This window comes from Streptomyces sp. NBC_00250 (assembly GCF_036192275.1).
In the GTDB taxonomy this organism is placed as follows: Bacteria; Actinomycetota; Actinomycetes; order Streptomycetales; family Streptomycetaceae; genus Streptomyces.
On sequence record NZ_CP108088.1, the window covers coordinates 6,221,145 to 6,246,253 of the forward strand.

The 25,109-nt window shown below is 71.6% G+C and carries 21 protein-coding genes and 3 tRNA genes; 8 read left to right on the forward strand and 16 right to left on the reverse strand.

The annotated features are described in order from the left end of the window. Nucleotides 1–91 precede the first annotated feature (91 nt). The 3 genes from OG259_RS28100 to OG259_RS28110 all read left to right on the forward strand — a co-directional run bounded on the left by OG259_RS28100 (nucleotide 92) and on the right by OG259_RS28110 (nucleotide 4,434). The gene (locus OG259_RS28100) at nucleotides 92–1,351 is read left to right on the forward strand and encodes an NAD(P)/FAD-dependent oxidoreductase (protein ID WP_328944785.1); all 1,260 of its coding nucleotides are present in this window, start codon (nucleotides 92–94) and stop codon (nucleotides 1,349–1,351) included. A gap of 29 nt (nucleotides 1,352–1,380) precedes the next feature. After that, nucleotides 1,381–3,273, forward strand: coding sequence for a DNA primase (dnaG, locus tag OG259_RS28105; protein WP_328944786.1), 1,893 nt, complete (start codon nucleotides 1,381–1,383; stop codon nucleotides 3,271–3,273). A 207-nt stretch (nucleotides 3,274–3,480) separates the two neighbouring features. Further along, the gene (locus OG259_RS28110; RefSeq protein WP_328947195.1) at nucleotides 3,481–4,434 is read left to right on the forward strand and encodes an RNA polymerase sigma factor; all 954 of its coding nucleotides are present in this window, start codon (nucleotides 3,481–3,483) and stop codon (nucleotides 4,432–4,434) included. On the opposite strand, the gene OG259_RS28115 is transcribed toward OG259_RS28110, so the two are convergent. The 5 genes from OG259_RS28115 to OG259_RS28135 form a co-directional block, all read right to left on the reverse strand. Next, a complete protein-coding gene (locus OG259_RS28115; RefSeq protein ID WP_328944787.1) occupies nucleotides 4,431–5,687 on the reverse strand; it encodes a TerD family protein in 1,257 nt (418 codons plus the stop codon). The two genes, OG259_RS28110 and OG259_RS28115, sit on opposite strands and share 4 nt — an antisense overlap. Nucleotides 5,688–5,721: 34 nt before the next feature. Further along, nucleotides 5,722–7,674 (reverse strand): ABC transporter ATP-binding protein, encoded by a 1,953-nt coding sequence (locus tag OG259_RS28120; RefSeq protein ID WP_328944788.1) that lies wholly within the window; start codon nucleotides 7,672–7,674, stop codon nucleotides 5,722–5,724. Further along, on the reverse strand, nucleotides 7,674–9,407 hold the full coding sequence (locus OG259_RS28125) for an ABC transporter ATP-binding protein (RefSeq protein WP_328944789.1): 1,734 nt from the start codon (nucleotides 9,405–9,407) through the stop codon (nucleotides 7,674–7,676). Before OG259_RS28125 ends, OG259_RS28120 begins: the two co-directional genes overlap by 1 nt. A gap of 130 nt (nucleotides 9,408–9,537) precedes the next feature. Next, entirely contained in the window at nucleotides 9,538–10,977 is a 1,440-nt protein-coding gene (locus tag OG259_RS28130; RefSeq protein WP_328944790.1) for an FGGY family carbohydrate kinase, read from the reverse strand. Nucleotides 10,978–11,007: 30 nt separating this feature from the next. After that, nucleotides 11,008–11,319, reverse strand: coding sequence for a YtxH domain-containing protein (locus OG259_RS28135; RefSeq protein ID WP_266891598.1), 312 nt, complete (start codon nucleotides 11,317–11,319; stop codon nucleotides 11,008–11,010). A gap of 169 nt (nucleotides 11,320–11,488) precedes the next feature. Here OG259_RS28135 and OG259_RS28140 point away from each other — a divergent pair. The 3 genes from OG259_RS28140 (at nucleotide 11,489) to OG259_RS28150 (ending at nucleotide 11,878) form a co-directional block, all read left to right on the forward strand. Further along, a tRNA-Asn gene (locus tag OG259_RS28140) sits at nucleotides 11,489–11,561 on the forward strand. Between the two features lie 5 nt (nucleotides 11,562–11,566). Next, nucleotides 11,567–11,639: transfer RNA gene (locus OG259_RS28145), tRNA-Asn, on the forward strand. Between the two features lie 165 nt (nucleotides 11,640–11,804). Next, nucleotides 11,805–11,878, forward strand: a tRNA-Ile gene (locus OG259_RS28150). 450 nt (nucleotides 11,879–12,328) lie between these two features. Here OG259_RS28150 and OG259_RS28155 read toward each other — a convergent pair. The 4 genes from OG259_RS28155 to OG259_RS28170 form a co-directional block, all read right to left on the reverse strand. Then, nucleotides 12,329–13,660: a chloride channel protein gene (locus OG259_RS28155; RefSeq protein ID WP_328944791.1), complete on the reverse strand. Its 1,332-nt coding sequence runs from the start codon at nucleotides 13,658–13,660 to the stop codon at nucleotides 12,329–12,331. A gap of 23 nt (nucleotides 13,661–13,683) precedes the next feature. Next, nucleotides 13,684–14,133, reverse strand: coding sequence for an amphi-Trp domain-containing protein (locus OG259_RS28160; RefSeq protein ID WP_328944792.1), 450 nt, complete (start codon nucleotides 14,131–14,133; stop codon nucleotides 13,684–13,686). Nucleotides 14,134–14,237: 104 nt separating this feature from the next. Next, complete coding sequence (locus tag OG259_RS28165; RefSeq protein WP_328944793.1) at nucleotides 14,238–14,978, reverse strand: GAP family protein; 741 nt, start codon at nucleotides 14,976–14,978, stop codon at nucleotides 14,238–14,240. A 51-nt stretch (nucleotides 14,979–15,029) separates the two neighbouring features. Beyond that, the gene (locus OG259_RS28170; protein ID WP_328944794.1) at nucleotides 15,030–15,446 is read right to left on the reverse strand and encodes an SHOCT domain-containing protein; all 417 of its coding nucleotides are present in this window, start codon (nucleotides 15,444–15,446) and stop codon (nucleotides 15,030–15,032) included. 278 nt (nucleotides 15,447–15,724) lie between these two features. On the opposite strand from OG259_RS28170, the gene OG259_RS28175 reads away from it, so the two are divergent. Next, nucleotides 15,725–16,282 carry a potassium channel family protein gene (locus tag OG259_RS28175; protein ID WP_328944795.1) on the forward strand — a complete coding sequence of 186 codons (558 nt, stop codon included), beginning with the start codon at nucleotides 15,725–15,727 and terminating at the stop codon, nucleotides 16,280–16,282. A gap of 18 nt (nucleotides 16,283–16,300) precedes the next feature. On the opposite strand, the gene OG259_RS28180 is transcribed toward OG259_RS28175, so the two are convergent. From OG259_RS28180 to OG259_RS28195, 4 genes are all read right to left on the reverse strand, one after another. Continuing rightward, nucleotides 16,301–17,731, reverse strand: coding sequence for a DUF2252 domain-containing protein (locus OG259_RS28180; protein WP_328944796.1), 1,431 nt, complete (start codon nucleotides 17,729–17,731; stop codon nucleotides 16,301–16,303). Nucleotides 17,732–17,838: 107 nt separating this feature from the next. Next, the gene (locus OG259_RS28185; RefSeq protein WP_328944797.1) at nucleotides 17,839–18,291 is read right to left on the reverse strand and encodes a DUF7144 family membrane protein; all 453 of its coding nucleotides are present in this window, start codon (nucleotides 18,289–18,291) and stop codon (nucleotides 17,839–17,841) included. A gap of 244 nt (nucleotides 18,292–18,535) precedes the next feature. Beyond that, the gene (locus OG259_RS28190) at nucleotides 18,536–20,590 is read right to left on the reverse strand and encodes a phosphocholine-specific phospholipase C (protein ID WP_328944798.1); all 2,055 of its coding nucleotides are present in this window, start codon (nucleotides 20,588–20,590) and stop codon (nucleotides 18,536–18,538) included. Nucleotides 20,591–20,823: 233 nt separating this feature from the next. Next, nucleotides 20,824–21,240 carry an organic hydroperoxide resistance protein gene (locus OG259_RS28195; protein ID WP_189829493.1) on the reverse strand — a complete coding sequence of 139 codons (417 nt, stop codon included), beginning with the start codon at nucleotides 21,238–21,240 and terminating at the stop codon, nucleotides 20,824–20,826. 116 nt (nucleotides 21,241–21,356) lie between these two features. On the opposite strand from OG259_RS28195, the gene OG259_RS28200 reads away from it, so the two are divergent. Continuing rightward, a complete protein-coding gene (locus OG259_RS28200) occupies nucleotides 21,357–21,839 on the forward strand; it encodes a MarR family winged helix-turn-helix transcriptional regulator (protein WP_328944799.1) in 483 nt (160 codons plus the stop codon). Between the two features lie 93 nt (nucleotides 21,840–21,932). Here the strand turns inward: OG259_RS28200 and OG259_RS28205 are convergent, their stop codons facing one another. The 3 genes from OG259_RS28205 to OG259_RS28215 form a co-directional block, all read right to left on the reverse strand. After that, on the reverse strand, nucleotides 21,933–23,414 hold the full coding sequence (locus OG259_RS28205) for an MFS transporter (protein ID WP_328944800.1): 1,482 nt from the start codon (nucleotides 23,412–23,414) through the stop codon (nucleotides 21,933–21,935). Continuing rightward, nucleotides 23,411–24,130 carry an NAD(P)H oxidoreductase gene (locus OG259_RS28210; protein ID WP_328944801.1) on the reverse strand — a complete coding sequence of 240 codons (720 nt, stop codon included), beginning with the start codon at nucleotides 24,128–24,130 and terminating at the stop codon, nucleotides 23,411–23,413. The genes OG259_RS28205 and OG259_RS28210 overlap by 4 nt, the downstream gene beginning before the upstream one ends. A gap of 102 nt (nucleotides 24,131–24,232) precedes the next feature. Then, nucleotides 24,233–25,000, reverse strand: a complete 768-nt coding sequence (locus tag OG259_RS28215) for an SDR family oxidoreductase (RefSeq protein ID WP_328944802.1) — start codon at nucleotides 24,998–25,000, stop codon at nucleotides 24,233–24,235. Between the last annotated feature and the right edge of the window lie 109 nt (nucleotides 25,001–25,109).

The following is a 25,109-nucleotide window of genomic DNA, read 5'->3' on the forward strand; positions in this document are numbered from 1 at the left end:
CGGGACGCTCGCATGCACGCCCCGAGGCGGAACGGTCCGACGAACGCCCGGGGGCGTAGGTTGGAAGCGGTCGCAAAGAGGAGGAAACGACGTGGTCGACGCAGATCAGACCTTTGTCATCGTCGGCGGGGGCCTGGCAGGGGCCAAAGCGGCGGAGACCCTGCGCGCAGAGGGGTTCAACGGCCGGGTGATCCTCATCGGCGACGAACGCGACCACCCCTACGAGCGCCCACCCCTCTCCAAGGGCTACCTCACCGGCGCCAAGGAACGCGACAGCGTCTTCGTCCACGAAGCCGCCTGGTACGCGGGCCACGACATCGAACTGCACCTCGGGCAGTCCGTCACCGCCGTCGACCGCGAGGCCCGCACCGTGCGCCTCGGCGACGGCACCGTCATCCGCTACGACAAGCTGCTCCTCGCCACCGGCGCCGAGCCCCGCCGCCTCGACGTCCCCGGCACCGAGCTGGCCGGCGTCCACCATCTGCGCCGGCTCGCCCACGCCGACCGGCTCCGCCAGGTCCTCGCCTCCCTCGGCCGGGACAACGGCCACCTGGTGATCGCCGGCGGCGGCTGGATCGGCCTGGAGGTCGCCGCCGCCGCCCGCGGCTACGGCGCCGAGGTCACCATCGTCGAGGCCGACCCCACCCCGCTCCACCGGGTCCTCGGCCCCGAGCTCGGCCAGCTCTTCGCCGACCTCCACACCGACCACGGCGTCCGCTTCCACTTCGGCGCCCGGCTCACCGAGATCGTCGGCCAGGACGGCATGGTCCTCGCCGTCCGCACCGACGACGGCGAGGAGCACCCGGCGCACGCCGTGCTCGCCGCGATCGGCGCCGCCCCCCGCACCGCCCTCGCCGAGAACTCCGGGCTCGCCCTCGTCGACCGGGCCGACGGCGGCGGCATCGCCGTCGACGAGTCCCTGCGCACCTCCGACCCCGACGTCTACGCCGCGGGCGACGTGGCCGCCGCCCACCACCCGCTGCTGCGCACCAGGCTCCGCGTCGAGCACTGGGCCAACGCCCTCAACGGGGGCCCGGCCGCCGCCCGCGCCATGCTCGGGCAGCACGTGTCCTACGACCGCGTCCCCTACTTCTTCTCCGACCAGTACGACCTGGGCATGGAGTACTCCGGCTGGGCGCCCCCCGGCACGTACGACCAGGTCGTGGTCCGCGGCGACACCGGCAAGCGCGAGTTCATCGCCTTCTGGCTCAAGGAGGGCCGGGTGCTCGCCGGGATGAACGTGAATGTGTGGGACGTCACAGAGCCCATCCAGCAGCTCATCCGGGCCCGTACGGCCGTGGACCCGGACGCCCTCGCCGACGCCTCCGTCCCCCTGGAGAGCCTGATCTGATCACCCCCGCCCACACGTAGACTTCATGCGTGGCAGGCAGGATCAACGATGACGACGTGAAGGCGGTCCGGGACGCGGTCCCGATCGACGCCGTCGTGTCCGAGTACCTCCAGCTCCGCAACGCGGGCGGCGGAAACCTCAAGGGTCTCTGCCCCTTCCACGACGAGAAGTCGCCCTCCTTCCAGGTCAGCCCGAGCAAGGGACTCTTCCACTGCTTCGGCTGCCAGGAGGGCGGCGACACCATCGCCTTCGTGATGAAGATCGACCACCTCTCCTTCTCGGAGACGGTCGAGCGCCTCGCCGCCAAGGCGGGCATCACCCTGCGGTACGAGGAAGGCGGCTACAACCCCGGCCACCAGCGCGGGGAGCGCATCCGCCTGGTCGAGGCCCACAAGGTCGCCGCCCAGTTCTACATCGACCAACTCGACTCGCCCGAGGCAGAGATCGGCCGCAAGTTCCTCGCCGAGCGCGGCTTCGACCAGGCCGCCGCCGCGCACTTCGGCGTCGGCTACTCCCCGGCCGGCTGGGACCACCTCACCCGCTTCCTGCGCGGCAAGGGCTTCTCCGACAAGGAACTGATCCTCTCCGGGCTCTCCCAGGACGGCCGCCGCGGCCCCATCGACCGCTTCCGCGGCCGCCTCATGTGGCCGATCAAGGACGTCGGCGGTGAGATCGTCGGCTTCGGCGCGCGCAAACTCCGCGACGACGACAACGGGCCCAAGTACCTCAACACCCCCGAGACCCCGATCTACAAGAAGTCCCAGGTGCTCTACGGCATCGACCTGGCCAAGAAGGACATCGCCAAGGTCAGCCGGGCCGTCGTCGTCGAGGGCTACACCGACGTCATGGCCTGCCACCTCGCCGGGGTCACCACCGCCATCGCCACCTGCGGCACCGCCTTCGGCGGCGACCACATCAAGATCCTCCGCCGGCTCCTCATGGACAACGGCTCGGCCCGGGTCATCTTCACCTTCGACGGTGACGCCGCCGGCCAGAAGGCCGCCCTGCGCGCCTTCGAGGACGACCAGAAGTTCGCCGCCGAGACGTACATCGCCATCGCCCCCGACGGCATGGACCCCTGCGACCTGCGGCTCGCCAAGGGCGACGCGGCCGTCGCGGAACTGGCCGAGCCCCGCACCCCGCTCTTCGAGTTCGCCCTCCGCCAGATCGTGAAGCGCTACGACCTGGAGACCCCGGCCGGCCGCGCCGCCGCCCTCGACGAGGCCGCCCCCGTCGTCGCCCGCATCAAGAACATCGGCGCGCAGCACGAGGTCGCCGTCCAGCTCGCCGGCATGCTCGGCATCCTCGACACCCAGTTCGTCGTCAAGCGGGTCGCCCAGCTCGCCCGCTGGGCCCGCGACCGCGGCGGCAAGGGCCCCGCGCAGCAGCAGACCCCGCAGCGCGGCTACGACACCGGAGCCCCGGCCACGGCGTCCTCCGGGCCCGCGCTCAACCTGCGCAGCCCCGCCCACCGCACCGAGCGCGAACTCCTCAAGCTGGCCCTCCAGCGCCCCGAACTCGTCTCCCCGGCCTTCGACGCCTACGGCGCGGACGAGTTCACCGCCCCGCCGTACGCGGCCGTCCGCCAGTGCGTCCACGACGCCGGCGGCGCCACCGGCGCCCCCTCCGACTACCTCGACACCGTCCGCGAGGCCGCGCCCAACGACACCGTGCGCGCCCTCGTCACCGAACTCGCCGTCGAGACGATCTTCGCCAAGAACGTCGACGAGGCCTACGCCGGCGACCAGCTCGTCACCGTCCGCCTCCGCGCCGTCGACCGCCGCATCCGCGACGTCCAGGGCACCCTGGCCCGCCTCGGCGCCCAGGGCGACCCCGAACAGCTCGCCGCCGTCCAGAACGAACTCTGGGTCCTCACCCAGTACGGCCAGTCCCTGCGGAACAACGGCGCCGCCGCCCTCTGACGTACGGTCAGTCACGCCCCGGTCTCAAAAAGTCACCGCACGCCCCTCGTGGGTGCACTGTGTCGTACCCCACACTGGGTAACGGTGTCGTCCCGCTGCCCTACGCCCCCGGACCGGCAGCGATCACCCCCCTGGAGGTCGCCCGCCGTGCAGACCCAGACCGTGTCGCAGGACCAGGCAGAACCCGCCGAGGCCGCGGAGGAGACAGTGGTCCCGCCCCAGCGCCGGCGCCCCGATCCAGGCGGCAGCGGCCCCTCGTCCGACCTCTTCCGCCAGTACCTCCGCGAGATCGGCCGCATCCCGCTGCTCACCGCCGAGGAGGAGGTCGAACTCGCCCGCCGCGTCGAGGCGGGTCTGTTCGCCGAGGAGAAACTCGCCAACACCCCCGACCTGGACTCCCGGCTGGCGGGTGACCTGGACCGGCTCGTCGTCCTGGGACGGATCGCCAAACGCAAGCTGATCGAGGCCAACCTCCGCCTCGTCGTCTCCGTCGCCAAACGGTACGTGGGCCGCGGCCTGACCATGCTGGACCTCGTCCAGGAGGGCAACCTCGGCCTCATCAGGGCCGTCGAGAAGTTCGACTACGCGCGCGGCTACAAGTTCTCCACGTACGCCACCTGGTGGATCCGCCAGGCGATGTCCCGGGCCCTCGCCGACCAGGCCCGGACCATCCGCGTCCCCGTGCACGTCGTCGAACTCATCAACCGGGTCATCCGCGTCCAGCGCCGCATGCTCCAGGAACGCGGCTACGAACCCACCGCCGAGGAAGTCGCCGCCCAGCTGGACCTGGCCCCCGAGCGGGTCGGCGAGGTGCTCCGCCTCGCCCAGGAACCGGTCTCCCTGCACGCCCCCGTCGGCGAGGAGGACGACGTCGCCCTCGGCGACCTCATCGAGGACGGCGACGCCGCCTCACCCGTCGAGTCCGCCGCCTTCCTGCTGCTCCGCCGCCACCTGGAGGACGTCCTCTCCACCCTCGGCGAACGCGAACGCAAGGTCGTCCAGCTCCGCTACGGTCTCGACGACGGCAGGCCCCGCACCCTGGAGGAGATAGGACGCCTCTTCGGCGTGACCCGCGAACGCATCCGCCAGATCGAGTCCAAGACCCTCAGCAAACTCCGGGACCACGCGTACGCGGACCAACTGCGGGGGTATCTCGACTAGTCGAGCTCCTGGACCGTGAACGTCCACGCGCCTTCGGAACGGAGGTGCAGCAGCTGCGGTCCCCGCGGGACCGGAACGGTCTGCCGGAGCGGCCCGATCTCGTTGAGGAGCAGGTCCATGTGGGGCAGGCGCCCACCGGTGCGCCCCTCGACCCCGTAGCTCTGTATGCCGACGTAGCCGCGACCGTCCTCCGGACTGCCCTGGACGTCCACCCGGAGGTCCGCCCCGTTGCCGAGGTAGAGCAGCAGCTCGGGGCCGTAGCCGTGCAGCGTTCCCTCCAGGCGGCGGGCGGCGGCCAGGGGCATCACCCGCAGGATCCAGCGGTTCTCGGCGTCGAGCCGCATGCGCAGCTGCCTGCCCTGGGGAACCCGGGCGAACGTGCTGCCCCGGAACTCGGGCAGGAGGTCGTTCAGGAGGAAGTCGCTCTCGTCCCTGTTGCGCCGGTCGAGCGTGAAGAGGCCCAGGTACCCCCGGCCCTCCTGCGCGACCTCGACGAGGACGGGGCCGTCCCCGACCCGGTCGTCGAGGGCGATCACGTCATTGCCGAAGCCCTCGGCGACGAAGGGTTCGAAGACGGGGCCGAACTCCCAGCCCTCGACGAGCTCGTACGGCCGGTCGGCCGGCGGGAACGTCCCCCCGGGGGCGGGCGTCGCGACCGGCCCCGCGGCGACGGTCCCCGCGGCCGGCGCTCCCGCGGCGGGCGCCCCGACCGGCTCCCCGGCGGCGGGCCCGCCACCCGTGGGCGGCGCCTGGCCCGGCACCTTCACGACCCCGGTCAGCGGTACGGGCCCGGCGGCTGCCGGCTCCTCCTCCGCCACCTCGACGCCGTACTCCGTGACGAGTCCGGCGAGCCCGGAGGCGTACCCCTGCCCGATCCGCGCGAACTTCCAGCCGCCGGACTCCCGGAAGAACTCGGCGAAGGCGACGGCCGCCGCGTCCGGCGCACCCGTCACCGTGCACGAGGCGACGGCGTTCCCGTCCGGGGCGACCACCGACAGGACGCCGGCCCCCGCAGACCCGGCGACGACGATCCGCTCGACCGCCGCCTCCACCTCGCTCAATTCGAGGACCAGCGCCACCGGTTCGTGCCGGACCGAACCCGACGGATGGACCGGCTGCCCCTCGAAGACCATGTCCGCGTCCCCCCGGACCCGGCCGTCCGTACCGAGCAGCAGCGCCGCCAGCTCCACGCCCTCGGCGTCCACGCGCAGGGTGACCGAGGGCACCCAGGGATTATTGGCTATGTGACCCATGCCGCACATCATGCGGCATGGGTCACATGCCCGGTCAGTCGACCTCCGCGACCGCCTGCGCGAACTGCGCCGCGTACAAACGGGCGTAGGCCCCGCCGGACGACAACAGCTCCTCGTGCGTGCCCTGTTCGACGATCGAGCCGTTCTCCATCACCAGGATCACGTCCGCGTCCCGGATCGTGGAGAGCCGGTGCGCGATCACGAACGACGTACGCCCGTGGGCCAGTCGGGCCATCGCCTTCTGGATGAGGACCTCGGTACGGGTGTCGACCGAGCTGGTGGCCTCGTCGAGGACGAGGATCACCGGGTCGGACAGGAACGCCCGAGCGATGGTGATCAGCTGCTTCTCACCCGCGCTGACCCCCGCCCCGTCGTCGTCGATGACCGTGTCGTAGCCGTCGGGCAGGGTGCGGACGAACCGGTCGGCGTGGGCGGCCCGCGCCGCCTCCTCGATCTCCGCCCTGGTCACCGCGCGCGTGGCGCCGTACGCGATGTTGTCGGCGATGGTGCCGCCGAACAGCCAGGTGTCCTGGAGGACCATGCCGATCCCGGTCCGCAGCTGCTCCCGGGACATCGTGGCGATGTCCACCCCGTCGAGGGTGATCCGGCCGCCCGTCACCTCGTAGAACCGCATGAGCAGGTTCACCAGGGTCGTCTTGCCGGCGCCCGTCGGGCCGACGATCGCGACCGTCTGGCCCGGCTCCACCGTGAGCGACAGGTCCTCGATGAGCGGCTTGTCGGCCTCGTAGCGGAAGGAGACGCCCTCCAGGGCGACCTTCCCCTTGAGGTCGGCCGTCCTCCAGCCGTCGGCCGGGGACGCCCCCAGCTCGTCGGCCGGTGCGTCCGGCTCCTGCTCCTCGGCGTCGAGCAGCTCGAAGATCCGCTCGGCCGAGGCGACGCCCGACTGCACCAGGTTCGCCATCGACGCGACCTGCGTCAGCGGCATCGAGAACTGGCGCGAGTACTGGATGAAGGCCTGCACGTCGCCGATGGAGAGCGTGCCGCTCGCCACCCGCAGACCGCCGACCACGGCCACCAGGACGTAATTGATGTTCGAGACGAAGAACATCACCGGCTGCATCACGCCGCTGTTGAACTGCGCCTTGAACCCGGCCTCGTACAGCGCCTCGTTCTGCTCGCGGAAGTCCTTCGCGGACTCCTCCTGCCGGCCGAAGACCTTCACCAGGTTGTGCCCGCTGTACATCTCCTCCACGTGCGCGTTGAGCGTGCCCGTGGACTTCCACTGCTGCACGAAGTGCGGCTGCGAGCGCTTGCCGATCTTCGCCGCGACGAAGACCGAGACCGGCACCGTCACCAGCGCCACGAGCGCGAGCAGCGGCGAGATCCAGAACATCATCGCGAGCACGCCGACGATGGTGAGCAGCGAGTTGATCAGCTGGCCCATCGACTGCTGGAGGGTCTGCGAGATGTTGTCGATGTCGTTGGTCGCCCGCGACAGCACCTCGCCGCGCTTGGCCTTGTCGAAGTACGACAGGGGGAGCCGCGCCAGCTTGGTCTGGACGTCCTCCCGCATCCGGTAGACCGTCCGGTTGATCACCTTGATCGACATCCGGGTGGAGACCAGCATCAGCAGGCCCGCCGCCACGTACACGCCGAGGACCACGAGCAGCACGTCGCCGACGGCGGAGAAGTCGATCCCCTGCCCCGGAGTGAAGTCGACCCCGGTCAGCATGTCCGCCATGCCGGAGTCACCCCCGGCCCGCACCCGCTCGATCGCCTCCGCCTTCGTGCCGCCCTCGAACTGGTGCCCGATGACGCCCGCGAAGACGAGGTCGGTCGCCTTGCCGAGGATCTTCGGGCCGACCACGGAGGCCGCCACCGACAGCACACCGGCGATCAGCATCACCCAGAGCGCACCGCGCTCGGGCGCCAGCTGCTTCAGCAGCCGCTTGCCCGAGCCCTTGAAGTCCATCGACCGCTGGTCGGGGCCGCCACCGGCCATCATGCGTCCGCCAGGACCGGCCATCAGGCTGCCTCCGCCTCGGTGAGCTGGGAGAGGACGATCTCCCGGTACGTCTCGTTGTCCGCCATCAGCTCCTGGTGCCGTCCGGTGCCGACGACACGGCCCTCGTCGAGGACGACGATCCGGTCGGCCTCCCGGATGGTGGAGACCCGCTGGGCGACGATCACGACCGTCGAGTCGGCCGTCTCCCGGGCGAGTGCCGCCCGGAGCAGGGCGTCCGTCTCGTAGTCGAGCGCGGAGAACGAGTCGTCGAAGAGATAGATCTCCGGGCGCTGCACCAGGGTCCGCGCGATGGCGATCCGCTGCCGCTGGCCGCCGGAGACGTTGGTGCCGCCCTGCGCGATGGGCGCGTTCAGGCCGGCTTCGAGGTTCCGTACGAAGTCGGCGGCCTGGGCGACCTCCAGGGCGTGCCAGAGCTCCTCATCGGTCGCGTCGGGCTTCCCGTACCGGAGGTTCGTCGCCACCGTCCCCGAGAAGAGGTACGGCTTCTGGGGCACGAGTCCCACGGTCTTCGCCATCAGCGTCGGGTCGAGCTCGCGCACGTCGACGCCGTCGACGAGGACCTCGCCGCCGGTCGCGTCGAAGAGCCGGGGCACGAGGCCGAGCAGGGTCGACTTGCCGCTGCCGGTCGAGCCGATGATCGCGGTCGTCTCACCGGGCCGGGCGACCAGCGCCACGTCCTTGAGGACCGACTCCTCCGCACCCGGGTACCGGAAGTCCGCGCTCCTGACCTCCAGATGCCCCCGCCGGTCGAGCTCGGTCACCGGCTTCACCGGCGGCACCACGCTGGACTCGGTCGCGAGGACCTCCTCGATGCGCTCGGCACAGACCTCGGCCCGCGGCACCATCATGAACATGAAGGTGGCCATCATGACCGCCATCACGATCTGCATCAGATAGGCGAGGAACGCGGTCAGCGCGCCGATCTGCATCCCGCCGCTGTCGATGCGGTGCGCGCCGAACCAGACGACCGCCACGCTGGAGATGTTCACGACGGTCATCACGACCGGGAACATCAGCGCCATCAGCCGGCCGGTCGCCATCGACACGTCGGTCAGCTCCGCGTTGGCGCCGCGGAACCGCTCCTCCTCGTACTCGTCCTTCACGAACGCCCGGATCACCCGGTTGCCGGTGATCTGCTCGCGCAGCACCCGGTTCACCGTGTCCAGCCGCTCCTGCATCGTCCGGAAGAGCGGCCGCATCTTCCGGACGATCAGGGAGACCGAGATCGCGAGGACCGGCACCACGGCGAGCAGCACGCCCGAGAGCGGCACGTCCTGGCCGAGGGCCATCACGATGCCGCCGACACACATGATGGGCGCGGAGACCATCAGGGTGAACGCCATCAGGACCAGCATCTGGACCTGCTGCACGTCATTGGTCGTACGGGTGATCAGCGAGGGCGCGCCGAAGTGCCCCAGCTCCCGCGCGGAGAACGACTGCACCCGGTCGAAGACGGCGGCACGCACGTCCCGGCCCAGCGCGGACGCGGTGCGGGCGCCGTAGAACACGGCCCCGATGTTGCAGACGACCTGGACGACGGAGACGCCGACCATCAGGGCACCGAAGCGCAGGATGTATCCGGTGTCCCCGTCGACGACACCGTTGTCGATGATGTCCGCGTTCAGGGTCGGCAGGTAGAGGCTCGCGCAGGTCTGCAGGAACTGCAGCAGCACGAGCAGTGCGATGGGTTTTCGATAGGGCGCGAGGTGGGTTCGGAGAAGTCTTATGAGCACGGCTCCACTATCGCCCGCACGCCCTGGACGTTACGACTCGGTTTTGGGGTGCGGGACGAGGCCTGGGGAAGACTTTACGAACGGACGCCCGAGGTACGGCGCCGGGCCCGTGGCCGGGCCCGGGGCGGGGTCACGAACCGAACGCACCCGGGTGGAGCTGGTCCCGGGTCGCCGCGTACTGCCGCCGGACCGCCTGGCCCGCGGACAGGTCCTCGCCCGGCTCCAGGATCTGTGCGGCCGCGCCCTGCCAGGCCGGGGGAGTCGAAGGGGACAGCGTGCCCCGCGCCACCCCGAGCGCCCAGGCGGCCTGTCGGGCCGCACCGAGCGCCGCGTAATCGGCCGGCTGCGGAACGACGACCTGCGCGCCGAACAGCGCGGGCGCGAGCGCCTGCACCGCCGGAAGGGCCGCCGCGGCGCCGAGCAGGAAGACCCGGCGCACCTCGACGCCCCGCCCGCGCAGCACGTCCATGGCGTCGGTGAGCGCGCAGAGCATGCCCTCGAACGCCGCCCGCGCCAGGTGCTCGGGCTTCATCGACTCGCGCCGCAGCCCGCTGAGCGTGCCCGCGGTGTGCGGCAGGTTCGGGGTCCGCTCGCCCTCCAGATAGGGCAGCAGGACGAGCCCGGAGGCGCCCGGCGTCGACTTCAGGGCCAGCGCGGACAGCTCTTCGAGCGAGTCCACGCCCAGCATCTCGGCGGTGCCGCGCAGCGCCCGTACCGCGTTGGAGGTGTGGACGACGGGCAGGTGCATGCCGGTGGCGTCGGCGAAGGAGGTGATCATGCCGCCGGGGTCGGCGAGGGCCTCGTGGTGGACGGCCATCACGGAGCCGGAGGCGCCGAGCGAGACCACCGCGTCGCCGGGGCCGAGCCCGAGGCCCAGCGCGGCGGCCATCGTCTCGCCCGTACCGGCGGAGATGAGGAGCCCCTCGGGCGTGGTGCCGGCCGCGTCGGCCGGGCCGAGGACCTCGGGCAGCACGGCCTGGTGGCCGAGGGCCAGCTCGACGAGGTCGGGGCGGTACGTGCCGGTGCGGGCCGACCAGTAGCCGGTGCCGGAGGCGGCGCCGCGGTCGGTGGTGCGCCGGGCGGGCCGGCCGAGGAGCTGCCACACCAGCCAGTCGTGCGGCTGGAGGACCATCGCGATCCGCCGGGCGTGCTCGGGTTCGGTGCGGGCCAGCCAGCGCAGCTTGGCGACCGGCTGCCCGGCGCCGGGCACGGAGCCGACGGCCTCGGCCCAGGCCTGACGTCCGCCGAGGGATTCGACGAGGTCGGCGGCGGCGACCTGGGCCCGCTTGTCGTTGCGGACGAGCGCGGGCCGCACCAGGCCGCCCTGCGCGTCGAGCGGTACGAGTCCGTGCTGCTGCGCGGACACGCCGATGGCCTGCACGCCCTCCAGGAGCCCGCCGGTGGCGGCCTCCCCGAGCGAGAGCAGCCAGGTCTGCGGGTCGACGTCCACGGCCTTGGGTTCGCCCGGGTGAGGGGCGTATCCCTGCCGCAGTACGGCACCCGTGTCCGTGTCACAGACGACGATGCGTGTGAACTCCGCTGAGCTGTCGAGTCCTGCGACTATCCCCATGACACATGATTCTGCCGCACGCGGGGCGGTTCAGGTGTTGCTGGTGCCCCACTCGTCTTCCTCGACCTTCCCGTTGGCCGCGCCGCGCCCGCGCAGCGCCTGGAACCGGTCGGTCACGGAGGACGGCAGCCGGTCGCCCACCTTGTCGCCCACGGCGTGCGCGGCCTTGCCCGCGACCTGCCGCCCGGTCTGGGCGGCGGACTCGGCGGCGTTGCGCACGGCCGGGTTCTGCGCGAACTCCCTCGCGGACTTCTTCATCTGCTCGTAGCGCTCGCGTCCGGCCCGCGTGCCGACCACGTAACCGAGGGCGAGTCCTACGACGAACGTCAGCTTGTATCGCATGGCCACCACCTTCCCTGGAGAGCTTCCCTGATGCACCGCGGTGCCCAGGCGGTGCCCGCGGCGATACCGATTGGCGGAGCACCCCCCTGCTTGCGCTAATGTATGTCTCGCAGCGAGCGAGCGCCCTCCCGGTTCAGCCGGACTGGGTACGTTCGGTGCAACGCAGCAATCCCCTGTAGCTCAATTGGCAGAGCAGCCGGCTGTTAACCGGCAGGTTACTGGTTCGAGTCCAGTCGGGGGAGCGCGATCCCCTGTAGCTCAATTGGCAGAGCATTCGGCTGTTAACCGGAGGGTTACTGGTTCGAGTCCAGTCGGGGGAGCAGAACGAAAGAGGACCCTTCGGGGTCCTTTTTCGCGTCTCGGGGAACCATGCGGCGCGCGACGCGGTCTTCATGGTCGAGCAGAGCCGATCTTCCGGAGCAGGAGATCGTATGAGCGGCTATGCTGCGGCAGACGGCGCGCACACATGTACGCGCCTCACGTACGGGGCGGTAGCTCAGCCGGTTAGAGCAGCGGACTCATAATCCGTCGGCCGTGGGTTCGAGTCCCACCCGCCCCACCGAAGAAAAACGTTCTGACCTGCGAAAACGCCCCGGAGGGGTGGTTTCGCGCGGGGTGATCGCCTCGCATCGTGTGGCGAAACGGGCGCCCGTGGCCTGCTGGGCCGGTCCCCGACCTTCTCGACCTGGGGTTTCAGGTGGAACGTGGGTGTGAAACCACGACGATGATCCCACGGCGATCCCACGGCTTCCGGGTGTGACACGCCGCACACCGCGCCGGATTTCTACGTCCTTGTCGGCTGCGCCGGGTGTGAGTCGTGCCGCGCGAGCGGCGCCGCGCGGCCTCGGAACCCTAGCCCGCTGACGAGCGCCCCCGTGAGACTCGAACATGCCAGACACGGAGCCGAGTTGGCCTGAATCAAGCCGAACGGGCCCAGCGCCCGGCGCCCGGCGCCCGGCGCGCAGGGGTTCAGGGGACGGTCCGAAAGGCTCGGGTCACCCGGATCGGGTCACCCGGATGAAGCATGCCTCGGCAGCAGTTCCGTCGTGACGAAGGCGATCACCGCCGCGAGGATCACGACGGGCATCATCGCCGTGCCGCCCAGCAGGAGGGCTACCAGGACCACGCTGCTGACCGGCAGTCGCAGGGTGGCTGCCGTGGCGGCCGCCATCCCGCCCGCCAGGCCCGGGATCAGGCCCAGGCCGGGCAGCGGGGCCAGCAGGACCCCGGCGGCGGCTCCCAGGAAGAGGGCGGGGAAGACCAGGCCGCCGCGCAGGCTGCCCAGGCAGAGGGCGTACGCGGCCCCCTTGAAGAGCAGGACGGCGACCAGCGCTCCCACCCCCCAGGCGTGCGGGTCGGCGGCCAGCTCGCCCAGGGTGGCCTGGCCCGACAGGGCGACGTCGGTCGGGGTGCGGCCGGTGATCAGGGCGTAGAGGGCCGCGCAGGCCGCCGCCGCGGCGGCGCACAGCGTGGTGCGGCCGACCACTCCCTTGGCGACGAGGGCGGCGACCCGCCGGGCGACCGCCAGGACCGGGTGCAGGAAGACGGCGACGGCGACGGCGAGCGGGATCGTCCAGAGCACGTCCCCCGCGTCCAAACGGGGGAAGGGCATGGGCAGCTGGAGGCTGAGGCTGCCCGTCTCCAGGCCGGTCCAGTGTCCGAAGCCGGTGAAGACCAGGGCCCCGACGCCGCTGGACAGCAGGGCGGGAAGCATGACCGCGAACAGCTGTGGCCCGCCGGCCCCGGCCACCTCCATCAGGAGCACCGCGGCGATCAGCGGGTTGCCGAAGATCGCCGCGATGGCGGCCGCGGCTCCGGCCGCGCCCAGCAGCGCCGTGGTCCGCGGGGTCGCCGGACCCCGTGTGAGGTTGCGGAAGAGCAGGGCCAGGCCGCCGCCCAGGGCGATCAGCGGTGCCTCCGGTCCCAGCACGGCGCCCAGCGGCAGGCTCGCGGTGGCGGCGATCAGGACACCCGGCAGAGTGATCGGCGCGGCCCCGCCGGCGTGCAGGCCGGACGCGGGTACCTGCCCGCCGCCACCGGGCAGTCGGGCGGCGACCAGCCCGACGACCACTCCCGCGATCGGGAGCAGGGGGAGCGGCCACCACCACGGCGGCGCGTCCCAGCCCAGTTCGTGCGGCAGATCCGCCCACACGAGGTGTTCGAGCTGGTGCAGCCCGGCGAGGAACCAGAACGCGACGAGCGAGACCGGGACGCCGACGACGGCGGAGAAGGCGAGGATCTTGAGATAGCCGGGAGCGAGGAGCAGGTCACGCAGCCGGTCCGCCTCCAGGGGCTGCTCCCCGCTGTCGGACTCCACCGGTCGGGCGTCGGTCTCCGCCATGGACGGCCCTCCCTCGGCTTCGCTCAGGCCTTCTTCGCGGCGGGCGGCCCGGCGCTCGTGCTCTTCTTCGTACCGGCCGTGCTCTTCTTCGTACCGGCGCTGCTCCGCTTCGTGCCGGCGCCGGTACGACCGGCCCTCGCGGGCGCGCTCTTCCTCCTCGGCGCGGCCTTCGCCGGTTCCGCGGCCGGAGCCTTCCCGGCCGGTGCGGACTTCGTCTCCGGTTCCGCCTCCCGGGCCTTCCGGCTCCGTGCGGTCGGCCACTTGAACTCGATCTCCAGCTCGATCTCCCCGCTGCCGACCTCGACCTCGAACTCGGTGCGGAGGTCCTCGGGAATGTTCAGGGTCAGCGTCCCGAGGCCGAATTCCAGGTCGACTTCCCCGCCTTCCCTCAGTGCCGCCGCGAGCGCCGTGAGCTGGTCGGCCGCTTCGAGGCGCGACATCGAGCGCTTCTGCTCGAACTTGAGGTCCTTCATGGGACGTCTCCGATCCGGGAGGTATGTGATGTATCGCCCATTCTGATCCCGGGTGGCGGATCCGACATCCCATGGCGGACGGGAACTGCCCCTGGGCCGGGGGCTCATCCCGTGAGCTGGTACAGGCTCCGGGCGACGAGCCACAGCCCGAGCAGGAGGCAGGTGAGGACGATCGCCTGGTCCTTGTGGCGGGTCAGCCACGCGCGCAGGCGCGTCAGGTCGCGCTGTGCCTTCTCCGGCGCGAACACCATGTACAGCTCCATGGCCAGCAGGCTGGAGGTGGCGAGGACGCAGAAGCCGAGGAGGGCCAGGAACGACTGGGTGTGGGCGAGGTCGGCCTTCACGACGGTGGCGGCCGCGGCGCTGACCATTCCCCAGGGCTGCAGGAGAACGGCGAGCCCGGCCGCCGACCATCCGGTGGCCTGGTCCATCCGGGAGGCCAGCGACCGCCCGGAACCGGTGGACCGCCCCTCACCCTCGGCCGACGAGGACGCGGGAGAGGGGGTGGGGGCGGGAGAGGAGGCGGAGGGCGAGGCAGAGGGGAGGGGGGCGGCATCACCGCGGCTTCGGCGACGCCTGTGCTCGCTGTAGAAGATCAGGCTCACGCCGATGACCAGCGTGGCCACGAGCGCCGCGAGCGAGGGCGCGGAGCGGGGCGCGGGGGGATTCCCGCCCGTGAAGACCAGGACCATGGCGATCACGGCCACCAGGCAGGCGAGCCAGGCGACGATGAAGGCCAGCCCCTTGTACACCCCGCGGGGCGCGGACACGACCAGCACGAAGGCCATGACCGGCAAGGGGTAGAGCGTGATCGCCACGCCGATGAGGAGCAGGTCGAGGATCATGGGCGCGCACCCCGCGCCGGTATCGTGCTTCGGTGCTCCGGCCGGACCCGGTCAGCTCGCGAGGACCTTGGCCTTGGCCTGCGCGAACTCGGCCTCCGTGATCGCACCGCTGTTCTTGAGCTCGGCGAGCCGGGCCAGTTCGTCCGCCTGGCTGCCGCCGCTCCCGGCGGTGTCGCGCACGTAGGTGCGGAACTGCTCCTCGTTCTGGCGGATCCGGTTCAGCTCGCGCTCGCCCATGGAGCGCCCGCGGGCGATCAGGTAGACGAACACGCCCAGGAACGGCAGCAGGATGACGAAGGCGGTCCACCCCGCCTTGCCCCAGCCGCCCAGGTCGTCGTCGCGGAAGATGTCGCCGATGATGCGGAACAACAGCATGAACCAGAGGATCCACAGGAAGATCATCAGCATGGTCCAGAACATGTTCAGCAGCGGGTAGTCCACCGCCAGGGTCACCATGGAGTCCTTCATCGCCGATCTCCTGCCGGTCGTGACGGGCCGCGGCCGCCGTTCGGAAGGCCGCGGTCCGGCGAGACGAATTGCCTCCAGCGTGCGCCGCGCCAGCGCTCACCGCACTCCGGGGCGGAACCGGATCGGGAGGGTCACCCGCTCGGCGGAGTACGGGTTGCGCCGGTCCGGTGTCCTCCGGGTGTGCCTGCCGCACGGTGCCGGGGCCGCCTGGGACGGTGACCGCCCGCCGGCAGAGGCGTGGCACGGTCACGCCGCTCCGTGCGAGCGAGAGGGGAAACGTGGACGGGAATCCGGGGGGCCGCCGGTCGGCCCTGCTCACCGCGGCGCGTGCGATTCTGTCGCTGACGGCCGTTCTGGCCGCCTACTACCTGTTGCCGTTGGACTCGTCCTTCACCGCGGGCACCGTGGCGGTGCTCGCCGGCGGCGTCCTGCTGGTGGCACTGCTCATCGCCTGGCAGGTGCGCACGGTCATGCGCTCCGCACGCCCGGGACTCCGGGCCATCGCGGCGGTGGCGACGGCGCTGCCGTTCTTCGTGCTGCTCTTCGCCGCGACCTACTACCTGCTGGAGCGCAGCGCACCCGAGAGTTTCACCGAGACACTGTCCCGGACCGACGCCCTCTACTTCACGATGACCGTGTTCAGCACGGTCGGCTTCGGCGACATCAGCCCGCGCACCGAACTCGCCCGGCTGCTGACGACGGGGCAGATGACCGCCAACTTCCTGCTGATCGGCGTGGCGGCCCGATTCCTGCTGGGGGCCGTCCAGGAGGGCCGGCGCCTGCGGAGCCTGGAGACGGGGGACGATGAGCAGGACGGTCCACCCTTCGCGCCGTGACCCGGGCTGCGGCTCCGGTCAGGCCGACGGCAGCTCCTCCGCGGGCAGCCGGCCGGCGCGTACGGCGTCGACCAGGGCCTGGTGGTCGCGCTCGTTCTGGTCGGCGTACAGCTCCGCGAAGGTCGCGAGCGCACGGTCGAAGGAGTCGCCGCCGCCCAGGTACGCGGCGATCGCGATCCGGTCGCCGGACCGGGCGTGCGCGCGTGCCAGGGTGACCCCGCACAGATCGCCGAACGCCTCCATGTCCTGGGGGCTCATCTGCTCCGGCATGGCGATGCCCTTCCAGTCGCGCAGCTGGCGTACGTAGAAGTCGCGCCGCCTGCCGTCGATCCCGTCCACGCGCTCCCAGCCGAGGAAGATGTCGCTGGTGGCCTGCATCAGCCGTTGGCCGGAGACGACGCGCTCGCCCTGGTTGCGGTACGCGCTCGCGCCGACGTGCGGGGCGAGCACGGAGGTGTCCGCCTCCTTGGCCTGGAGGAAGAGCGGGTCCTGGTCGTCCCGGCCGAGGAGCAGGAAGATCCAGCAGCGGGTTCCGACGCTGCCGACGCCGACCACCTTGCGGGCGACGTCCGTCAGACGGTAGTCGGCCAGGAGGGTGCGCCGGTCGGACGGCAGGGTGGCGCCGTACTGCGTGATCAGGCCGCGGAACTGCTCTTCGAGGGCGTTGCGCTCGAAGTCCGGCATCAGGTCGGCCGCCGGAACGAGCAGCGGGGGATCGGCCGCGATCACGGGCCGGCCGTCCACGATCTCGGTGAGCTTGTCGAAGGCCTGCAGGCTGTCGCGGGTGCGGGCCTTGGCCATGGCGCGGGTGAGCTTCTTCCGCCCGCTCTTGTGGAGCACGTCCTTGGTGAGGGCCTCAAGGCGGTCCACGCCGATCTTCGCGTACCAGACGTCGATGGTGCGCATGTCCGCGAGGCGGATCATCGCCTCGCGGTACGCGCGGACCGTGTGCCTGACGAGGCGGGAGCGCTCGGCGTCGTCGAAGCCGTTCGCCCGGGCGGCGATGACGAGACTCGCCGACAGCCGTTTGACGTCCCACTCCCAAGGGCCCGGGAGCGTCTCGTCGAAGTCGTTGATGTCGAACATCAACTGTCGCTCCGGTGAGGCGAGCAGGCGGAAGTTCAGCATGTGGGCGTCCCCGCACAGCTGGGCCGTGAGTCCCGAGCGGGGGGTGCCGGCCAGGTCGGACGCCATGATCGCGGCGGCTCCGCGGTAGAAGCGGAACGGGGACTCCGTCATGCGGCCGTAGCGGATCGGGACGAGCTCGGGGACCCGTGTCGACGACTGCGCCTCCAGGATCGTCAGCGGGTCCGGCCGGTCGCCGGCCGGCCGGTACACGGCGTGGCCCGACCGCGGTGAGCGGCGCCGGGCCTTCTTGCCGAGCGCCGCGCGTTCCTGTGGGGTGGCGTGGCGTGCCGCGCGCATCGCCGTGGTCGCCTTCCGGGGCATCGGGAGCCCTCCTGTCTGGCCCTTGCAGCGGCCGTCGGAACGCCTGTGTGAGGTCCGGGTCGATGGGCCGATCGGACCGTCGGGTCGATCGGCGGTCGATCGGCGGGTCAGTCGGCGGTGTGCGACCAGCTGGTGCACAGCGCCCAGATGATGAACACGTTGATCGCCAGGAGGGTGATCGCCCACCACGGCTGGTAGGGCAGCCAGAGGAAGTTGGCGATCATGCTGAGTCCGGCCAGGCAGATGCCCGCCGCCCTCGCCCAGTTGGCGTGCATGAAGAGGCCCACGCCGGTCAGTGTGACGACGATCCCGAGGACGAGATGGATCCAGCCCCAGCTCGTCAGGTCGAACTCGAAGACGTAACTGCCGACGCGGGCGTACACGTCGTCCTCGGCGATGGCGGCGATCCCCTGGAGGATGGCCAGGACGCCGGAAAGCGACAGCAGTACCGCGGCGAACACGGTGCCTCCGCCGGCGACGCCGCCGCCTTCTGACCGGTGTGCCGTGCCTGGCGCGGCGCCGGCGGTCCCCTGCCCTCCGGTGGGTGTGTGCTGGCTCATGGCAGTCACCTCGCAGTGTGCGATCCCTTGTGGGGCGTCCCTTGGGGCCGTCGGTCTGCTGGTGCCTCCTCGGGATGCCGGGCCAAGGTGCCCACCTTCGAGTATCACGGTCACCGGGGCGGCGTGCTCGGCGGCGGCGGGCACGGGCACGGGCACGGCAGCCCCCGCCTGTACCCGTCCCGTCCCGTCCCGCCCGTGCCCGCCCCGCCCTCCCCGTCGACGGGCGGGCGGGGCGGCGGAAGGGTCAGTACGTCAGGATGGCCGGGTCCGTGACGCTCGCCGTGCCCGTTTCCACGTGGCCCGCGAGGCGGCGGACGTAGTCCGTGCTCGCGGAGGACGTGACGGTGACGTCGTACCAGTGGTGGGCGGTGGCGACGTCGACGCTGTGGGTGACCGTGGCGCCCTTCGGGACCGAGAGCGTCGTCGGGGTGCCGCCATAGGCGTTGGTCAGGGTCACCGTCGCGGTCGTGCCCGCGTTGGTGAAGGTGAGGTCCAGCCGGCCCGTGGTGGCGTTGTGGCGGGCCGTGACCTCGGGGACGGCCGTCTTGCCGGGGGAGCGGAAGCGGCGGACGAAGCCGTTGGGGCCGTGGACCGTGAGGTCGGTGACGCCCTTGGAGTACTGGGTGTTCCAGGTGTCCGCGATCGACTTGCCGGACTCCGTCGTGTACGTCCACGGGGCGTCCGTGCGGTTCGCCGAGGTCACGTAGAACTGCGCGCCCGCCGAGGGTCCGCCGCCGAAGGTGAGGCGGAACTTGCCCGCCGCGGTGTCGGCGGCGCCGTCCACGAACGGGGCGTACTTCAGCGGGCGGGTGGGCTTGGCGCCGCGCTCCTGGCGGGGCATCGTGCCGGTGGCCGGGGCGGTGGCGAGGAAGTCGGGGTGACGGTTCCTGTCCGGCGGGAAGTAGCCGCCGGTCGGCGGCAGCGCGGCCGCCGAGGTGTCCGTCCGCGTGAAGTCGAAGGCGGAGGTCAGGTCGCCGCAGACGGCCCGCCGCCAGGGCGAGATCTGGGGTTCCTGCACGCCGAAGCGCTGCTCCATGAAGCGGATGACCGAGGTGTGGTCGAAGGTCTCGGAGCAGGTGTAGCCGCCGGTGGACCAGGGCGAGACGACGATCATGGGGACGCGCGGGCCGAGGCCGTACGGGCCGGCCACGTAGCCGGCCTTCCCCGGGAAGTGGTCGAGTCCGGTCGCGACGGTGGACAGACCCTGTGCGGCGGAGCCGGGGACGTACGGCGGGACGACGTGGTCGAAGAAGCCGTCGTTCTCGTCGTAGGTGATGAACAGGGCCGTACGGGCCCACACGTCCGGGTTCGAGGTCAGCGCGTCCAGGACCTGCGAGATGTACCAGGCGCCGTAGTTCGCCGGCCAGTTGGAGTGCTCGGAGAAGGCCTCCGGGGCGGCTATCCAGGAGATCTGCGGCAGCCGGCCGCCCTGGACGTCGGCGCGGAGCCGGTCGAAGAAGCCCTCGCCGGCCTTGGCGTCCGTGCCCGTGCGGGCCTTGTCGTGCAGCGGGTTGCCCGGCTGGGCGTTGCGGTACGTGTTGAAGTAGAGGAGGGAGTTGTCGCCGTAGTTGCCGCGGTAGGCGTCGTTGATCCAGCCCCAGGAACCGGCGGCGTTCAGCCCGTCGCCGACGTCCTGGTAGACCTTCCAGGAGACCCCGGCCGCTTCCAGCCGCTCGGGGTACGTCTTCCAGCCGTAGCCCGCCTCGGCGTTGTTGAGCACCGGGCCGCCGCCTGTGCCGTCGTTGCCGGTGTGGCCGGTCCACAGGTAGTAGCGGTTCGGGTCGGTCGAGCCGATGAACGAACAGTGGTAGGCGTCGCACACCGTGAACGCGTCGGCGAGCGCGTAGTGGAAGGGGATGTCCTCACGGGTGAGGTACGCCATCGTGGCCGGGGTCTTGGCCGGGATCCAGTTGTCGTACTTGCCCTTGTTGAAGGCGCTCTGGCCGCCCGCCCAGTCGTGGTTGAGGCCCTGGAGGAACTCCATGCCGAGCTTCGCGCTCTCCGGCCGGAAGGGCAGCGTGACCTTGCCGCCGCTGGTCTGGTTCCAGACCGACTTTCCGCTGGGCAGGGTGACGGGGCGGGGGTCGCCGAAGCCTCGTACGCCCTTCATCGACCCGAAATAGTGGTCGAAGGAACGATTCTCCTGCATCAGGACGACGATGTGCTCGATGTCCTGGATGGTGCCGCTTGAGCCTTGCGCCGGAATGGCGGCGGCGCGGGCGATGCTCTCCGAGAGCATGGTGAACGCGGCGGTGCCGCCGGCGAGTTGAAGGAACCGGCGACGGTCGAGGTCGGCCATGGGGGAGTTCTCCTCCGGGTCGGTACGGGCACGGGTGGGGGTGCGCGTGCGGCGGCCGGGTGGACGGCCGACGGGCGCCCCAAGGAGAGCGCCCGTGAACCACCGCCCGGCGGCCGTTCCATGACTGCCCGTCGTACGGCAGGCGAATCCCCCGCGCCCGAACGGAAAAACCCACAAGCGAACGCCCCCGGTGGGTCGATGACCACCGGGGGCGTACGCGAACCGACAGAAAACTACTCGACGACGAGGTCGACCTTGATGTTGCCGCGGGTCGCCTTGGAGTACGGGCAGAACGCGTGGGTCTTCTCCAGGAGGGACTTGCCCGCCTCGCCCTGCAGGTGGTCCGGGAACTCGGCGCGCATGATCACCGCGAGGCCGAAGCCGCCGTCCGCGGGGTCCTTGCCGATGGAGACCTCGGCGGTGATCGAGGCGTCGGAGATGTCGATCTTCTCCTGGCGGGCGACCAGGTTCATCGCGCTGGCGAAGCAGGCCGCGTACCCGGCGGCGAAGAGCTGCTCGGGGTTGGTGCCCTGACCGTTGCCGCCGAGGGCCTGGGGGTGGGCGAGGGGGAGGTCGATGTGGCCGTCGGAGCTGACGGCGCGGCCCTCGCGGCCGTTGGCGGTGGCGACGGCGGTGTAGATCGCGTCCATGGTTTCCGTTCCTGTCCTCGGGAGGCGGTGTGCTGCGGTGGCTCTCTATTGATAGCGCACTATTCAGTTGTGCACAACTCAATCGCGTGTGAGCTGTCCTCGCGTATCCTGGAGCCATGGAGACGCTCGACACCGTCCCGGACGAGGACTTCCTCCGGCTCGACCACCAGATCTGCTTCTCGCTGCACGCGGCGACCCGCGCCTTCAACGGCGTCTACCGCGAGGCGCTCAAGGAGCTGGGGCTCACCTACCCCCAGTACCTCGTGATGCTGGTGCTCTGGGAGCACGGCGAGCTGCCCGTGAAGGGCATCGGCGAGCGCCTCCGGCTCGACTCCGGGACCCTGTCCCCGCTGCTCAAGCGGCTGGAAGCGGCCGGATACGTCGAACGGCGCCGCAGCCCCGAGGACGAGAGGTCCGTCACGGTACGGCCCACAGCCGAGGGGACCGCGCTGAAGGAGAAGGCGCGCGGGGTACCGCGCCGGATCGCCGCCGCGACGGGCCTCGACCTCGCCGACATCCGCGACCTGCGGGAACGCCTCGACGCGCTGGCCGTCCGGCTCGACGGCGTCGACCCGGACGACCTGAACGTCTGCCGCTGACCGGGGCCCGGCTGCCGGAACGCCCCGGGGCGGGGCCCCACGCATACTGCTCGCCGCGCGGTAGGCACGGCGAGCAGCTGCTGTTCCCGGGGGTCAGGTGCGGGGGACCTTGCGGAGCAGGGTCAGGACCACGGCCGCCGTCACCAGGGCGAAGACCGCGCTCAGTGCCGAGGCCGAGTGCAGGGCCGTCGTGAACGCCTCCCGGGCCTGCTCCCGCAGCCCCTCGTCCTGGAGGGCGAGCGCCGCGCCCACGCTCTCGTGGGCCGCGGCCGGGGCGTCGGCCGGGATGCCGCCCCGGTAGACGGCGACCGCCACACTGCCGGTGACCGCGATGCCCAGGGCGAGCCCCAGGTCGTAGGCCGTCTGACCGGTCGCGGCCGCCGCGCCCGCCTTCTCGGCCGGGGCGGAGCCGACCGCGAGGGCCGTTCCGAGGACGCTGATCGGAGCCGCGCCGAACATGACGACCGCGAGGGCGAGGGCGGCCACGGTCACCCCTTCGCCCAGGGCGATCACCGCGTACCCGGCGAGGGAGACGAGGAGCCCGCCGGCCAGCACGTACGCCGGGCGGACCCTCCGTGCCGCGAAGGGTGTCACCTGTGAACCGGCGATCAGACCGGCGGCTCCGGGCAGCAGCCACAGTCCCGCTTCGAGCGGCGGCAGTCCGGCGACCGCCTGGAGGTACTGCGGGACCAGGTACTCGACGCCGTTGAGCGCGGTCATCCCCAGGAGCAGGGTGAGCAGGGCGCCGGTGAACGCCCGGTTCTTGAAGAGCCGCAGGTCCAGGAGCGGGGACTCCAGCCGGTTCTGGCGTCGGACGAAGAGGGTGGTGAAGGTCGGGCCCACGGCGAAGGCGATCGCCGCCTCGGCCGTCGGACCGTGCGCGGCCAGCGACTTCACGCCGTACACCAGCGGCAGGACCGCGAGGAGGAAGAGCAGCACGCTCGCCGGGTCGAGCCGGCCGGGGTTCGGGTCGCGGTACTCGGGGAGCAGCAGCGGCGCCGTGACCAGGGCGATCAGCATGACCGGCAGGCCCATCAGGAAGACCGAGCCCCACCACCAGGAGGCGAGCAGGACGCCGCCGATCACCGGTCCGATCGCGAGCCCCACCGACAGCGCGGTCACCCACATCGCGATGGCGGTGGCCCGCTGCCGGGCGTCCGTGAACATATGGCTGATCAGGGCGAGCGTGGAGGGCAGGACCGCCGCCCCCGCGATGCCGAGGAGGGCGCGGGCCGCGATCAGCGTCCCGGCGTTCGGGGCGTACGCGGCGAGGGCGGAGGCGAGCAGGAAGCCGGCCGAACCGGCCATCAGGAGCTTGCGGCGGCCGAGCCGGTCACCGAGCGTGCCCATGATCACGAGGGTGGCGGCGGTGAGGAAGCCGTAGATGTCGGTGATCCAGAGCAACTGGGCGCCGCTGGGCCGCAGATCGGCCGAGAGGTAGGGGGTGGCGAGCCACAGCACACCGAGGTCGGCGGTCATCAGGGTGACGGGGAGGAGGAGGACGGCGAGGCCGAGCCACTGGCGGGCTCCGGCCCGGGGCGGTGTCGCGGTGTTCTCCGCGAGGGTGGCGGTCATCGTGCCGGCTCCTCGTTCACGGTGTTCTCGACGGTCTTCTCGGTGGCGGTGGCGGTGGCGGTGGCGGTGGTGGTGGTGACGGCGGCGGCGGTGGTCGTCGTGGCCGTGGCCGTGGTGAGCAGTTCCTCGGTCAGGGTCCGGTCGGCCTCCGTGAGCAGGTCGGCGACCCGGCCGGGGCGCAACTCCTTCGGGACACCGGAGAGTTCGGTGCCGTGCAGGACGCGGAGGGAGGCGTCCGGGAGCCCGCAGAAGGCGGAGATGCCGGTGACGAGCATCAGACCGAGGGCGTCCGTCATGCCGAGCCGCTCGATCTCCTCGGGCGTCCCGCCCATCAGAGCCAGCCAGAGCAGCCGCTTCCCCGCGAGCCGGGGGCGGCTCCGGCCGTACGCGAAGCCGTAGTTCCAGACCCGGTCGATCCAGCCCTTGAGGACGGCCGGCGGGGTGAACCACCAGACCGGGAAGACGACCACGATGTCGTCGGCGGCCAGGACGCGGTCCATATGGGCGCGGACCTCGGGTGAGTAGACCTTCTCGCGGTTCTCCCAGTCCGGCTCGTCCTCCGGGCGGAGCGCCGGGTCGAACCCCTCGGCGTACAGGTCGAGTACGTCCACCGTGCCGCCCTCGTCCTTGAGGCGGGCGTGCAGCCGGTCGGCGACCTGGGCGGTGAGGGAGTCGGTACGGGGGTGGGCGTGGACGAGAAGCGTGTGGCGGGTCATGGGCTCGGGTCCTTCGCGTGGGTTCGGGAGGCGTGGGGGAGGGGGCGGGGGCGGGCCCGGGGTGGTCGCGGGCCCGCCCCTGGGTGGCCGGCATCCGGGCGGTCAGAGGCCGAGGCCGGAGCCGCCGCTCGCGTCGATGTTCTGGCCGGTGATCCAGCGGGCGTCGTCGGAGGCGAGGAAGCCGACGACATCGGCCACGTCACCCGGCTGCCCCACCCGGTTGAAGACCGAGAACCCGGCGGCGTGCGCCTTGGCGGCCGGGTCGGCCATCCACGGGTGGATGTCGGTCTCGATCGTCCCCGGCGAGACCGCGTTGACGGTGATGCCCCGGGAGCCGAGGGTCTGGGCGAGGGTGAGGGTCAGCACCTCGACGGCGCCCTTGGAGGCGGCGTACGAGGTCATGCCCGGGAAGGCGACCTTGGTGACCCCGGAGGAGATGTTGACGATCCTGCCGCCGTCGCGGAGCCGGTCGAGGCCCTTCTGGATGATGAAGAACGGCGCCTTGGCGTTGACCGCGAACACCCGGTCGTAGTCCGCCTCCTCGACCTCGTGGATCAGGCCGGGGCCGGCGATCCCGGCGTTGTTCACCAGGATGTCGAGACCGTGGTCGCCCTCCGTCCGCTCGTCGAAGGCGGCCCACAGGGCGTCGGCGTCGCCGGGGACGCCCAGCTCGGTGCGGAGGGCGAAGGCGGAGCCGCCGGCGGCCTCGATCGCGGTGACCGTCTCCTTCGCGGCCGTCTCGTTGCCGGCGTAGTGGACGCCGACCCGGGCGCCGTCGGCGGCGAGGCGGAGGGCGATCGCCCGGCCGATGCCGCGGCTGGCGCCGGTGACGAGGGCGGTCTTGCCGGCGAGGGGCTTGTTGCTGCTCATGTCCTGCTCCTTGGTGGTCTTCCGTGTCGTCTCCTGCTGACGGGGATGACTCTGCCGGGAGGCTGTTCGGGTACGGCTCGGGTTCTGTTCGGGCCTGGTTCGGGCTCGG

Bases quoted from the DNA above. Each gene is read 5' to 3' on its own strand.
- OG259_RS28115 (WP_328944787.1), bottom strand. From the start codon at position 5,687: ATGGGTCACATAGCCAATAATCCCTGGGTGCCCTCGGTCACCCTGCGC.
- OG259_RS28120 (WP_328944788.1), bottom strand. From the start codon at position 7,674: ATGGCCGGTCCTGGCGGACGCATGATGGCCGGTGGCGGCCCCGACCAG.
- OG259_RS28130 (WP_328944790.1), bottom strand. From the start codon at position 10,977: ATGGGGATAGTCGCAGGACTCGACAGCTCAGCGGAGTTCACACGCATC.
- OG259_RS28135 (WP_266891598.1), bottom strand. From the start codon at position 11,319: ATGCGATACAAGCTGACGTTCGTCGTAGGACTCGCCCTCGGTTACGTG.
- OG259_RS28155 (WP_328944791.1), bottom strand. From the start codon at position 13,660: ATGGCGGAGACCGACGCCCGACCGGTGGAGTCCGACAGCGGGGAGCAG.
- OG259_RS28160 (WP_328944792.1), bottom strand. From the start codon at position 14,133: ATGAAGGACCTCAAGTTCGAGCAGAAGCGCTCGATGTCGCGCCTCGAA.
- OG259_RS28165 (WP_328944793.1), bottom strand. From the start codon at position 14,978: ATGATCCTCGACCTGCTCCTCATCGGCGTGGCGATCACGCTCTACCCC.
- OG259_RS28170 (WP_328944794.1), bottom strand. From the start codon at position 15,446: ATGAAGGACTCCATGGTGACCCTGGCGGTGGACTACCCGCTGCTGAAC.
- OG259_RS28180 (WP_328944796.1), bottom strand. From the start codon at position 17,731: ATGCCCCGGAAGGCGACCACGGCGATGCGCGCGGCACGCCACGCCACC.
- OG259_RS28185 (WP_328944797.1), bottom strand. From the start codon at position 18,291: ATGAGCCAGCACACACCCACCGGAGGGCAGGGGACCGCCGGCGCCGCG.
- OG259_RS28190 (WP_328944798.1), bottom strand. From the start codon at position 20,590: ATGGCCGACCTCGACCGTCGCCGGTTCCTTCAACTCGCCGGCGGCACC.
- OG259_RS28195 (WP_189829493.1), bottom strand. From the start codon at position 21,240: ATGGACGCGATCTACACCGCCGTCGCCACCGCCAACGGCCGCGAGGGC.
- OG259_RS28200 (WP_328944799.1), top strand. From the start codon at position 21,357: ATGGAGACGCTCGACACCGTCCCGGACGAGGACTTCCTCCGGCTCGAC.
- OG259_RS28205 (WP_328944800.1), bottom strand. From the start codon at position 23,414: ATGACCGCCACCCTCGCGGAGAACACCGCGACACCGCCCCGGGCCGGA.
- OG259_RS28210 (WP_328944801.1), bottom strand. From the start codon at position 24,130: ATGACCCGCCACACGCTTCTCGTCCACGCCCACCCCCGTACCGACTCC.
- OG259_RS28215 (WP_328944802.1), bottom strand. From the start codon at position 25,000: ATGAGCAGCAACAAGCCCCTCGCCGGCAAGACCGCCCTCGTCACCGGC.